Source organism: Pantoea cypripedii (assembly GCF_002095535.1).
Taxonomy (GTDB): domain Bacteria; phylum Pseudomonadota; class Gammaproteobacteria; order Enterobacterales; family Enterobacteriaceae; genus Pantoea; species Pantoea cypripedii.
This window is the reverse complement of record NZ_MLJI01000002.1, coordinates 224,119-235,791: the sequence shown is the minus strand read 5'-3', so window position 1 is coordinate 235,791 and position 11,673 is coordinate 224,119. Positions and strand designations below refer to the sequence as shown.

At 49.6% G+C, this 11,673-nt stretch carries 15 protein-coding genes; 10 read left to right on the top strand and 5 right to left on the bottom strand.

Going from position 1 to position 11,673, the window contains the following annotated elements; all coding sequences use genetic code 11:
- Positions 1-25 precede the first annotated feature (25 nt).
- Positions 26-361 carry a nuclear transport factor 2 family protein gene (locus tag HA50_RS22240; protein ID WP_084879022.1) on the top strand — a complete coding sequence of 112 codons (336 nt, stop codon included), beginning with the start codon at positions 26-28 and terminating at the stop codon, positions 359-361.
- Positions 362-544: 183 nt separating this feature from the next.
- Here HA50_RS22240 and HA50_RS22235 read toward each other — a convergent pair whose 3' ends face one another.
- Positions 545-997 carry a GNAT family N-acetyltransferase gene (locus HA50_RS22235; RefSeq protein ID WP_084879021.1) on the bottom strand — a complete coding sequence of 151 codons (453 nt, stop codon included), beginning with the start codon at positions 995-997 and terminating at the stop codon, positions 545-547.
- Between the two features lie 262 nt (positions 998-1,259).
- Complete coding sequence (locus HA50_RS22230; RefSeq protein ID WP_084879020.1) at positions 1,260-1,661, bottom strand: hypothetical protein; 402 nt, start codon at positions 1,659-1,661, stop codon at positions 1,260-1,262.
- A 425-nt stretch (positions 1,662-2,086) separates the two neighbouring features.
- On the opposite strand from HA50_RS22230, the gene HA50_RS22225 reads away from it, so the two are divergent.
- From HA50_RS22225 to HA50_RS22210, 4 genes are all read left to right on the top strand, one after another.
- The gene (locus HA50_RS22225) at positions 2,087-2,521 is read left to right on the top strand and encodes a bifunctional diaminohydroxyphosphoribosylaminopyrimidine deaminase/5-amino-6-(5-phosphoribosylamino)uracil reductase RibD (RefSeq protein ID WP_084879019.1); all 435 of its coding nucleotides are present in this window, start codon (positions 2,087-2,089) and stop codon (positions 2,519-2,521) included.
- 149 nt (positions 2,522-2,670) lie between these two features.
- Positions 2,671-2,994 carry an antibiotic biosynthesis monooxygenase family protein gene (locus tag HA50_RS22220; protein WP_084879018.1) on the top strand — a complete coding sequence of 108 codons (324 nt, stop codon included), beginning with the start codon at positions 2,671-2,673 and terminating at the stop codon, positions 2,992-2,994.
- Positions 2,987-3,379, top strand: a complete 393-nt coding sequence (locus HA50_RS22215) for an amino acid-binding protein (RefSeq protein WP_084879017.1) — start codon at positions 2,987-2,989, stop codon at positions 3,377-3,379. Before HA50_RS22220 ends, HA50_RS22215 begins: the two co-directional genes overlap by 8 nt.
- The gene (locus HA50_RS22210; RefSeq protein WP_084879016.1) at positions 3,376-4,086 is read left to right on the top strand and encodes an ArsR/SmtB family transcription factor; all 711 of its coding nucleotides are present in this window, start codon (positions 3,376-3,378) and stop codon (positions 4,084-4,086) included. Before HA50_RS22215 ends, HA50_RS22210 begins: the two co-directional genes overlap by 4 nt.
- A gap of 23 nt (positions 4,087-4,109) precedes the next feature.
- On the opposite strand, the gene HA50_RS22205 is transcribed toward HA50_RS22210, so the two are convergent.
- Both HA50_RS22205 and HA50_RS22200 read right to left on the bottom strand, forming a co-directional pair.
- Positions 4,110-4,829 carry a type 1 glutamine amidotransferase gene (locus HA50_RS22205; RefSeq protein ID WP_084879015.1) on the bottom strand — a complete coding sequence of 240 codons (720 nt, stop codon included), beginning with the start codon at positions 4,827-4,829 and terminating at the stop codon, positions 4,110-4,112.
- Positions 4,830-4,907: 78 nt separating this feature from the next.
- Positions 4,908-6,152 (bottom strand): MFS transporter, encoded by a 1,245-nt coding sequence (locus HA50_RS22200; protein WP_084879014.1) that lies wholly within the window; start codon positions 6,150-6,152, stop codon positions 4,908-4,910.
- Between the two features lie 124 nt (positions 6,153-6,276).
- On the opposite strand from HA50_RS22200, the gene HA50_RS22195 reads away from it, so the two are divergent.
- The 3 genes from HA50_RS22195 (at position 6,277) to HA50_RS22185 (ending at position 9,204) form a co-directional block, all read left to right on the top strand.
- Positions 6,277-7,050: an AraC family transcriptional regulator gene (locus tag HA50_RS22195; protein WP_084879013.1), complete on the top strand. Its 774-nt coding sequence runs from the start codon at positions 6,277-6,279 to the stop codon at positions 7,048-7,050.
- Positions 7,051-7,133: 83 nt separating this feature from the next.
- On the top strand, positions 7,134-8,033 hold the full coding sequence (locus HA50_RS22190) for a DapH/DapD/GlmU-related protein (RefSeq protein WP_084879012.1): 900 nt from the start codon (positions 7,134-7,136) through the stop codon (positions 8,031-8,033).
- 280 nt (positions 8,034-8,313) lie between these two features.
- Positions 8,314-9,204 carry an Rpn family recombination-promoting nuclease/putative transposase gene (locus tag HA50_RS22185; RefSeq protein ID WP_084879011.1) on the top strand — a complete coding sequence of 297 codons (891 nt, stop codon included), beginning with the start codon at positions 8,314-8,316 and terminating at the stop codon, positions 9,202-9,204.
- A 33-nt stretch (positions 9,205-9,237) separates the two neighbouring features.
- Here the strand turns inward: HA50_RS22185 and HA50_RS22180 are convergent, their stop codons facing one another.
- Complete coding sequence (locus HA50_RS22180) at positions 9,238-10,116, bottom strand: LysR family transcriptional regulator (protein ID WP_084879010.1); 879 nt, start codon at positions 10,114-10,116, stop codon at positions 9,238-9,240.
- Between the two features lie 134 nt (positions 10,117-10,250).
- Here HA50_RS22180 and HA50_RS22175 point away from each other — a divergent pair, with 134 nt between their 5' ends.
- Both HA50_RS22175 and HA50_RS22170 read left to right on the top strand, forming a co-directional pair.
- Positions 10,251-10,874, top strand: a complete 624-nt coding sequence (locus HA50_RS22175) for a glutathione S-transferase family protein (RefSeq protein ID WP_084879009.1) — start codon at positions 10,251-10,253, stop codon at positions 10,872-10,874.
- 21 nt (positions 10,875-10,895) lie between these two features.
- On the top strand, positions 10,896-11,666 hold the full coding sequence (locus HA50_RS22170; RefSeq protein WP_084879008.1) for an enoyl-CoA hydratase/isomerase family protein: 771 nt from the start codon (positions 10,896-10,898) through the stop codon (positions 11,664-11,666).
- Positions 11,667-11,673: the final 7 nt, after the last annotated feature.

The window sequence follows — 11,673 nt, the reverse complement described above, 5'->3', positions numbered from 1 at the left end:
ATAAATTCATTTGGGGTTTTTTGTTATGTCTTCCGATTCACCTGTTAAAGCTCAGTTTGAAGCCTATAATGCCCACGATATTGAAGCATTCATGTCTTGCTTTTCAGAGGATTTCAAAGGTTATCGGATGCCAAGTGAGCGTCCTTCAACAGAAGGGAAAGAATCATTACGTGAGTTTTACATGAATAATCGCTTTAACAATCCGTTACTTAGAGCAGAACTTATTTCCAGAATCGTAATGGGCAACAAAGTTTTCGATCACGAATTAATATATGGTTTATCAGACCAGCCTCTGGAGAGCGTTGCTGTTTTTGAAATTAAAAACGACCTCATTTCTACAGCGTGGTTCTATTTCCCATGATTGTGAGTTTAGTGACTGGTTAAGAGTTACCGTATCCCAGTTTTCACTTTGTGTGAGAAGCGCTATCAAAGATCCGCTCTTCGCTCAAAGCTGCCAGTCAGATACTTTGAACTCTTGAAAGTATTTCAGCAGCCGTTCTGCATGCATGGACAGAATTAGCTGTCTGTACAATTCGTGACTGCATTACCATGCTGGGTTTCTCAGGCATAATTGGTGTGTGACTTTATCTATACCAGATAAAGCAACAAAGCCAGATCGTTCATAGAAAGTGAATGCCGATGAGGGTGCATTCGTATTGATAAAATCAAACCAGCGGTCAGCATCCTTAAGTATTTCACTGAGCAGACCGCTGCCTATCCGCCTATTTCTCCATCCAATGTCTACATAGAAATGTCGCAGACGTCCGGTTCCAGCTGCTTGCGCAAAAGGATCGATGTTAAGTCCGCACGCGCCAACAATTAAACCATCAGCATAAGCCCCAATCAGTTTTTCTCCGGGCCTGTCAAAGCGGTTATGGCCGCTAAGCCAATTTTCTTCCAACCGACGTAGCATATTAAATCCTTCAGCCATGCTCTGCGATCTTAACTCAACAAATCCTGGGCTGTTCGGGGTGAGGTTTGCGAATTGGATATCCATGAGCCGTTCCAATTATGGTAGTCTGCATAGTCTGGGCATGATCGGCTGAGTGTCAAGTATGAGAGTGGTACTGCTCTTGCCATTATGGCTATAAATGTCCCCTGAGTGCCAGGAGCGGATATTGAGATATGTTAATTATGGTTCGCAGGCCAACTGAAAGATACAGCTTGTAAAGCTACAAGTAACATAAAATATGAATAGAAAAAAACAGAGTAAGTAATCGAACCTTTACACATTTATTAATGCCGCTAAGCTTTAATTATTATGGGAATAATTTTGAAATTAACTTACGCCATAATGAACTCTTCTTTTCAGTGTCAGCCGATGAATTAGCCCAGGATGGATTTCTCAAATCACTCGGTAATAAATATTTGCGATCGTCATCATCGACAACGACAGCATCGAGCTTGCTCGCTATCTGCAACATTTTACAATACAGGGCCTCACAGGGCTGCTTAGTGTAAATTCGTCCATCATACCATTCGAGCCATGGTTCATCATGTGGCTGATGGACATTCCATGTAGCAAAGAAATCACCATTCTTTTTATCTATTGATAATTCTTCATCATTATCAACGAGCTGAAGCCATTCTTCACTCTTAATTGGATCATTTGCACTATCAAACCAATTTTCTGTTCTTACGATATGAAGTTCCCAGCCCATGAACACCTCCATTTGTTTATGAATATTGCCGTTAGTAGAAATGTTAAAGCTAAAGCCTGAGATTTATGTTGTGAGTATGCACCAAACAATACGAGATCAGCTAGCTTTAATGATCAGATATATTTGCACTCAAAAAAATTGCTCGGACAGAGCGACAGTGACCTTCTCCGCTTTGATTTATTCATTACGAATCTAGTCATTCAACATCAGTTGTGAGAGCTGCGGCTGACGTCCGCTTTTCGCTCAAAGCTGCCTGTGGCCTTTCCTGCATCACCCGGCCAGGAGTGGACATTCCTGGCATCAATCCTTGTGAATCGACGGGGCGTGCCATAGCTGTTATTTAATATATCTAAATTATGGACATTTATGCCTGATACCTTAAAAATCGTAAATCTATGACTTACATACTCAGGCAGAAAAAGTGTATGAGCGAAAAGCTGGAATTCATGCTGTTGGCGCTTGAATACTCCCGTCAGGCGTTACCACTATGCAGACCAAATCCACCTGTAGGATGCGTGATTGTCCATAAAGGGAAAGTAGTTTCCAAAGGTTTCACACAATCTCCGGGCCACCATCACGCTGAGATAGACGCCATTTCAAAACTAACCTTTCCAATTGGTGAATGTGAAATATTTGTCACGCTTGAACCCTGCTCCTTTCAAGGCAGAACCCCCTCCTGTGCTTTAACACTCGCTGAGCTGAAGCCACAACATATCTATGTTGCTATAGAAGATCCGCATCCAGGAAACAGGGGGAAAGGACTCAATATTTTAAAGAATGCGGGTATCCGCTATACGACAGGTATCGGCAAACAAGAAGTAGAGGATTTTCTGTCACCTTATTTGGTGAGGTCATATTAGGCCACCTGCAAATTTCAAAGCTGTTCCTGCTCCTCGATCTCCTTTCCACCCCGACAACTTTTTACCGCACATGCATCCTTCGGTGCTGACCGAAGCAACCTGCCTCCGTCAGCAATAAACTCACCGGAAATTAACGATGGAGCAGAGACATGATTGCGGTACTTTTTGAGGCAGATGCCCTGCCTGAGGCTCAGGAAAGATATCTTCAGCTTGCTACTGAGCTGAAACCTTTATTGTCAGACACACCAGGGTTTATTTCTATTGAGCGCTTTCAGAGCCTGAATACGCCCGGAAAAATCCTTTCGTTGTCATGGTGGGAAGATGAAGAGTCTGTCGTCGGATGGAAGCAAAATGTAATGCATAAGGCAGCACAGCAAGAAGGTAAGCAGTCAATTTTTTCATTCTACAGAATACGCATTGCCCGTGTATTTCGTGACTACTCTTCTGACAAGGAGGCACATCAGCATGTATGACATTCACGTCATTCTCAGCAATACCCCAGGCTCGCTTGGTTCACTTGGTACTGTACTGGGCAAGAATGGAGTGGGGCTTGAAGGCGGCGGCGTATTTTCAGCGCCCGATGCCGGACACGCGCATTTCCTTGTTGAAGACGGTGAAAAAGCCCGTAAGGTACTGTCAGATGCTGGCTTTAACGTCAGTAGCGTCAGGCAACCCGTGATAAGAAAATTGCCACAGGAACGGCCTGGAGAGCTGGGAGAAATCGCTGCCACCCTTGCCAGGCATGGCATTAATATTCTGGTACAGTACAGCGACCACAGTAACCGACTCATTCTGGTGACGGATGATGATATCCGGGCAGCTGAAGTTACTCAAAAATGGGCCATACCTTCTATATGAATTTCCTTAACACTCAGCGCAATTCTGAACCGGATGATGCTCTTGAAACATCAATGGCAATGGTTGCTTCTGCGATATCTGACCCATCAAGAGTCAGTATTCTCTGCGCCCTGATGGATGGGCGCGCATGGACGGCCACTGAGCTCAGCGCAGTGGCTGGCATTGCCGCATCCACAACCAGCGGACATCTCAGTCGGCTCCTCAGCAATGGGCTGGTTATTTGTCTAACGCAGGGGCGTCACCGTTATTACAGCCTTGCGGGCCATCATATCGCCGGGCTGCTGGAAAATCTGATGGGGGTATCCATGCAAACCCCCAAAGCCCCCGCGTCCAGTACGCCGGTACATCTTCGGTATGCTCGCACCTGCTATGACCATCTGGCGGGCGAGCTTGCAGTGAACATTTATGAGTTTATGCTGCGGGATAAGTGGCTTGAGGCAGATGGTTCAAAGCTGACGTTGGCTGGCAAAAACCATTTTGAGCAACTTGGCGTGGTGCTTAACTCACACTCTCGCCGTAAGCCCTGTTGTCCTTGTCTGGACTGGAGCGAAAGACGCTTCCATCTGGGCGGTAATGCGGGCGCGGCACTCATGGATCTTTTTCTTAAGAAAGAATGGATAACCCGCATCCACGGGTATCGCGAAGTGAACATGACCGACAGTGGCAGAATTGGCATGGGCCGCCTCTTTAATTTGAGTTTCATCTGAACTCAAATATTGCGTGTGCGGGTTTAGTGGCCGAGGTATACAGCGGAGACCTTATCCAGAAACTCGTACAGCACCCGATTCATCTCTTCATAATCATGGTTGCGCAAGGTCTCTGGCGTATCTACAAACCTGTATTCTGCGGCCCGACTGAGTTCATGCTCTGAATGCTGAATCAGTCGTTCCACAACATCCGTTGTCAGTTCCATATGGCACTGGAAGCCAAAAACACGGTCGCTATAGGCCACAATCTGGCGTGGACAACCTTCGCTGAAGGCAAGGATTTGCGCATCCTGAGTAAGTCCGGGCATGTCGTTGTGCCAGTGTCCAACCTCTAAAACATCACCGAAATGCGAGAACAGAGGGTGCGCTTTTCCCGCATCTGTCAGCGTGACAGGAAATTTTCCAATCTCCCTCTCAGGGCTGTGGCTGAAAGAGGCACCGAGGGCTTCGCCAATCAGCTGGGAGCCAAGGCATATACCTATCACGACCTTACCCGCCGCCACCGCAGCAGCAATCACCGCCTGTTCGCCGACGGAATCGAAATGAGGACAAGCCTCGCGGGTGGTAGCCGGATCCTGTGGCCCTCCCATCACAATCAGAAAATCAATGCCAGTCACATCATTCGGAAGTGCCTCTCCCAGATAAACGCGGGAGAAAGTCACCTGATGTCCCGCCTTGTTTGCCCAGGTTTCATAGGCTCCTGGGGCTTCAAAATATTCATGTACGATAAAATGTATGCGCATCCGCCATTGCTCCATTGAATGCTTCGATTGCTATAGGCTTTAACCCGGTCGCACCTGCAGCCGGAAAAAAAATCGTGGTCAGGCCGTTTTTTTCTGCCCTGTACGGGTCTCAGGCATAAATAAGGTCGCAAAGCCCAGTAACGGCAGGAAGGCACATAAGCCGTACACCCAGGCGATACCGTACATATCCGCCAGTTTGCCCAGACCGGCAGCAGCGAGGCCACCGACCCCGAACATCGTGCCGAACATGATTCCGGCGACCATGCCAGCCCGACCGGGAACCACTTCCTGGGCGTAGACAACCAGCGCGGCGAAAGCAGAGGACAGCACAAGCCCGATGACGATGGTCAACACTATCGTCCACAGAAGATCCACATGCGGCAGAATTAAGGCAAAAGGGATCACGCCAAGGAATGACAGCCAGACAACAGCTTTGCGGCCAATGCGGTCACCTACCGGCCCACCAGCAAAGGTACCGATAGCCACAGCGGCAAGGAACGCAAACAGGCACATCTGGGCATGCTGCAGCGGCAGACTAAAACGCTGAACCAGGTAAAAAGTGAAGTAATTACTGAGTGATGCGATATAGGTAAACTTGGCGAACATCAGAATACCAACGACTGCCAGCGCCTGAATCATTTTACCTTTGGTTAATTTTTGCAGAGGCACACTACTGTGGCGTGCCAGATGTGCGTGGCCATGCTGTACCGACCAGCGGCTGATTTTCGTCAAAACAACAATGGCGATAAGCGCACAAATCATAAGCCAGGCCACGGACAGCTGGCCATGCGGGATGATGAGCAGCGCTGCCAGTAATGGTCCAAAAGCGGAACCTGCATTCCCACCCACCTGGAAGGCGGACTGCGCGGTACCAAAACGTCCACCTGACGCCATGCGTGCGACACGGGATGCCTCCGGATGGAAAGTGGATGACCCCACCCCAACCAGCGCGGCGGCCACCAAAATCATCATGAAATTACCGGCAATGGCCAGCAATCCAATCCCGAGAAGTGTCACCCCCATCCCCGCAGGGAGCAGAAAGGGTTTGGGATGTTTATCGGTATATAGTCCCACCCAGGGTTGCAGCAGAGAGGCGGTTAACTGATAAACCAAAGATATCAGGCCAATCTGGGTATAGGAGAGCGTAAAACTGGCTTTAAGCATCGGATAGATGGAGGGCAGCACTGCCTGGATCATGTCGTTACATCCATGAGCCAGTGCCGTTGCTCCCACAATGCTGACTAAAAAACCCTGAGCTGGCCCTGGTGTTTTATCAGCAGTCGTCGCTGAAGCATTACCGGAGCCGGATGAAATTGAAGCCATATACTTATCTCTTTGCAGATGAAGGTGATTCGATTTGAGGTGATGTTTATTGCTACAGTTGTCCCTGATCGCGGTGTTTTACCGCGTCCGCAGGATAATCATAATTGCAGGGTCTGAATCTGAAATGCCAAACAATGTAGATAAAGCGCCAAGGCACGATGAGGCGATCGGCTGGTCGAGGCTCGCCAAAAGTTACAGGCGGGGGGAAGTGGATCTTCCTCATTACCATGTCGAGGGACAGCTACTGTTTGCGACCCGGGGTGTGATGCTGGTTGAAACCGGAGAGAACCGCTGGGTGATCCCGCCCCAACGGGCGCTCTGGCTCCCGCCGCTTCAGGAGCATAGCTACAGCCTGCTTTCCCACACTGAACTCCGCACGATTTATTTCAGCCGCAGCCTGATTGAGGCCTGTACCAGCTTTACAAAAAGCAGCTACGTGCATGTGATTACGGCTACGGCCCTGGTAAAAGAACTGATAACCGGGCTGTTCAGTGATGACTATCAGGCAGCCAGCCACCGGACGATGGCCCTTTTGTTAATGGAAATCCTCAGCGAAGCAGACCATCTGTCAACCGAACTTCCTATGCCGCAGGATGAACGTTTGTCGCGTGCTGCGCGGGAGTTACTTGTCAACCACCGTTGGGAGGCTTCATTGAGCGACCTGGCTGATATCGCGGCCATGTCGGAGCGCACTTTTTCTCGCCTGTTTATGCGGGACACCGGTTTCAGCTTCAGAACCTGGAAGCAGAGGGCCAGGATTTGTGCTTCACTCGATCTGCTCTCTAATGGCATTCCCATCAAACAGGTCGCTTATCAGCTCGGTTTTTCGTGCCCAGCTGCTTTTACCGCAACATTCCGTGCCACACTGGGCACCACCCCACGTGAATTTTTGACATAAATCGCGTCGTTACAGCATCTCCAGATTTTTACCCTTAGGGTACGAATTTTTCAGTGACTGAATCTGAACAGGAAATAAAAACGATGGAAAATAGAGTTAAACGCAACGGCAACCGCTACGTTGATATTCAGACGAATAAAACGATTGATGCATATTTTCCTGAGGGAGAATTTCACCATCGTTCCTGCCTGGCGGTGAAACATAACATCATACGGTGCGAACCTTTTGAAATTGAGATTGATATTTCCAAAGACATCACATCGACAGAGGATGCTTATCTTCGGCTCAGCCTGCTGTCTTTACGAGAATACCAACCCAACGAGATTAACCTTGAAGGACTCTTTCAGTATCTTCCGAACATAGCCTGGACAACGGCAGGCCCGGTATTTCCTGATGATGTCCAACGCCTGCGACATCTTGTCGCCGGTGACTATCATCAGCTCAATGTTTTCAGCATTGATAAATTTCCCCGTATGGTTGATTACGTCATTCCTTCCGGTGTTCGTATTGCTGATGCCGACAGAGTTCGCCTCGGCGCTTATATCTCTCAGGGCACGACAGTGATGCATGAAGGCTTTATTAACTTTAATGCGGGCACGTTAGGACAGTGCATGGTTGAGGGACGAATAACCCCTGGCGTCACGGTAGAAGACGGCAGTGATGTCGGTGCCGGGGCATCTATCATGGGAACCCTCTCCGGCGGTGGGAAACAGAAAAACCGCATCGGCAAAGGCTCATTGCTGGGTGCCAATGCAGGGATAGGTATCTCTCTCGGTGATTCATGTATTGTTGAGGCCGGTCTGTACGTGACGTCCGGCACCAAGGTGACGTTACCAGATGGCACGGTCAGCTATGCTCGAGATTTATCGGGTAAAAATAACCTATTATTCCGCCGGAATAGTCTCACGGGCACGGTGGAAGTGTTATCAACGGATAGCAGTGTCTGGGGAGGAGTAAATAGCATCCTGCATCAGAATGACTGAAGAGTAAAATACCTCTTCAGGACCTGACTCTTTTAATATTTGTGGAAATTATCATGGCTATTAGTTAGCGCAGCACATGCAATTAAGGACTCATCTGATTACCTTCACGGATTACATAATGCTGTTACGAAAACACGGCAGTCAGAGATTTTGTGGTTAATTCGCTGTTCACAATCCGCAATATTATGTGTTATTTTCCCACCAGCATTGACCACAACCTCTGTGTGGGAAAAGAGCACTAAAGCTCCATGCCAATCGATAACCAATGGAAGGTCACCGGATGAAGGAAAAACATACCCCGACACCCCATGATGCAGTTTTTAAGACATTTCTGTCACATCCCACAACTGCACGGGATTTTATGTCTCTGCATTTGCCACCGGATCTATTGAAGATTTGCGATCTGGCAACCCTTAAACTTGAGTCCGGCAGCTTTGTCGAGGAAGACCTGAGACCTTACTACAGCGATGTGCTCTACTCACTCCGTACCAGCAAAGGTGAAGGCTATATCCACGTCCTCATCGAGCACCAGAGTTCACCCGACAAGCATATGGCATTCCGACTGATGCGTTATGCTATTGCTACTATGCAGCGTCATCTTGATGCCGGGCATAAAACTCTGCCATTGGTGATCCCCGTACTGTTTTACCAGGGGAAACGTAGCCCCTATCCGTACCCGGTAAACTGGCTGGAGTTGTTCAGCGATCCGATTCAGGCGACTGAGCTTTACAATGGCGATTTCCCGCTGGTTGATATTACAGTCATTCCGGACGAGGAAATCATGCAGCACCGAAGTATGGCAGCCCTGACTCTGTTGCAGAAACACATACGCCAGCGTGATCTAAATGAATTTCTGGATCAATTAGGCAAGCTGATGCTGGAAGAATTTATGACCAGACAACAGATGCTGACGCTGGTAAACTACATACTACAAGCCGGTGAAACGCCAAATTCAGAAAATTTTATTCGTGAATTGGCCCAGCGAGTGCCACAGCATGAGGAAGAGCTTATGACCATTGCCCAACAACTTGAGCAGAAAGGCAAACAACTTGGTGCGCGAGAAGCCATCCTGAAAGTTGCGCAGACTATGCTGGAAAACGGTATGGACTGGGCATTTATTATGAAAATGACAGGCCTGACCGAGCAAGACCGTCAGTACATCAAACACTGAGATCTTCCCTGAAGCCATAGCCAATCCTGCCGTTTAGCCCTGTATCACGCTCTCAACAAACGCCGCAAACTGGCGGGCTTTGGCGGTGGCCATCCGTCCGCCAGGAAAAACGGCCCACAGATCTATGTCTGGCAATGTCCAGTCGCTGACTAATCGCTCGACGGTTCCGTCAGCTATTTCCTGAGAAAACATCCAGTCTGACGCAACGGTTATCCCCATATGCGCCAGCACAGCTGCCCGAACGCCTTCCGCTGCGCTGAGATGAAGCCGCCCTTTTAACTCGACATTCTCAACCTCATTTCCCCGGCTGAACTGCCACACATCAGTCAGCTGGCTGAAAACCAGCGCTTCATGCTGACTCAACTCCTTCGGATGCGCCGGGTAACCGTGACGGTTTAAATACTCCGTCGTTGCCAGTACCGAACGTGGTGAGGTTGCCAGCTTGCGCGCCACGGCCCCCGAGTCCTGCAGGGTTCCCATCCGCAGACAGATATCGATACCTTCCGCAACCAAATCGATAGGGCGGTCGTCGAGTTTGATATCGATTTTCAGCTGCGGATGCTGCGACATAAATTCTGGCAGGTGCGGAATGACATGAAGCCGGGCAAAGGTCGGTGCGGCGGCAACCCGCAATATGCCTGAAAGCCCCTTGTCAGCGCCGCGCGCTGCCATCTCCGCTTCTTCCGCTTGCTGCAAAGCAATACGGACGCGTTCATAGAATCGTTGCCCCGCTTCGGTTGGTGTCAGCCCATGCGTGGTTCGCAGCAATAAACGGACTTCGAGATGCTTTTCCAGCTGAGCGATGGTCTTCGACACTGCGGGCTGACCAATATCCAGTATGCGTGCCGCTGCCGAAAACGAACCGGCATCAACAACCTGAACATACATCTGCATCGCCTGAAAGCGATCCATGGTATTCCTCCCAGGAATAGCAATTATGATTTTTGGCCATCTGCCATGCCCTGTGACAATAGCAGATACTCCACTTCGACGACAATGCGGCTGAATTAACAGCCCCGCTAACCCGCCAAATGTGGAGCCAGACAATGTACGAACTTTACGCCTTCGCCACACCCAACAGCATTAAACCCGCCATCCTGCTGGAAGAACTTGAACAGCCGTGGAAACTGCACGCTGTTAACGTTCGCCAGGGTGAGCAAAAACATCATAACTTTCTGCAACTGAATCCCAACGGCAAAGTACCGGTTCTGTTTGACCACAATACCGATACGGTGCTGAGTGAATCAGCGGCCATTCTGGTTTATCTGGCTGAGAAGCACGCCTTGCTGCTTCCCTCATCAGGACTGCCCCGCGCCAGGGTTTTTGAGCAGCTTTTTTTCCATGCCTCGGCGGTCAGTCCGGCATTCGGACAGGCCGGATTCTTCACCCGGCTTGCCAGTGAACCCCAGCCACTGGCACAGCAACGCTTTAACGCTGAGGCCATCAGGGTCACCAGCCTGCTGGAGCGCCAGCTTGCTAAAACCCCCTGGCTTGCAGGTGATGAATACACCATCGCTGATATCGCTCATTACGGGTGGATATGGCGACGTGAATTTGCTGGCGTCAGTCTCGAAACACTACCCAACCTCACCCGCTGGTTTGCAACCGTATCTGCACGTCCCGCAGTAATGCGTGCTGTCACAAAACTGAACGCTTTAATCGAATCCTGATAACCCGGAAGGAAAATGACTATGTCCCGTTTCGAAAATTACCGTAACAGCTTCAACAATGCTCGCCTTACCCGTTCGGCTAGCGGTGTACTGGAGGTGATGTTTCACACCGATGGTGGCGCTTTGCTGTTTAACGGCCATACACACGAAGAATTTGTCGAACTGTTTCATCAGATCGGTGCCGACCCGGATAACCGCGTGGTTATCCTGACAGGGGCAGGCAATGCCTTTATGGAAAATATCAGCCCGGATGGGTTCGATTTCTTCACGCCTCGTGGCTACGACAAAATCTATCGCGAAGGCAAAAAGGTACTGATGAATCTGCTGGACATTGAAGTGCCGGTGATTGCGGCATTAAACGGCCCGGTACGTCTGCATTCAGAATACGTACTGCTCTCTGACATCGTGCTGGCAACACCCGATACCGTATTTCAGGATAAGCCTCATTTCGAATTTGGCATTGTGCCGGGAGACGGCGTCAACCTGCTATGGCCTGAAGTGATAGGCAGCGTGCGTGGTCGCTATTTTCTGCTGACGCGTCAGGAGCTGGATGTGGCAACGGCAAAAGACTGGGGCGTTGTGAATGAGATTTTACCGCGTGACACCTTGCTGGCGCGCGCCCATCAGCTGGCAGAATCGCTTGCCGCCCTGCCACCACTGACGAGCCGTTATACCCGTATCGCCCTGACACAAAAATTGCGTCGCATCATTGATGAAGGAGCGGGTTACGGTCTGGCGCTGGAAGGGATCAGTGCCGCCGATGTGGCTTTACAGGCAGCATCTGCGTCTTAACCTCAAT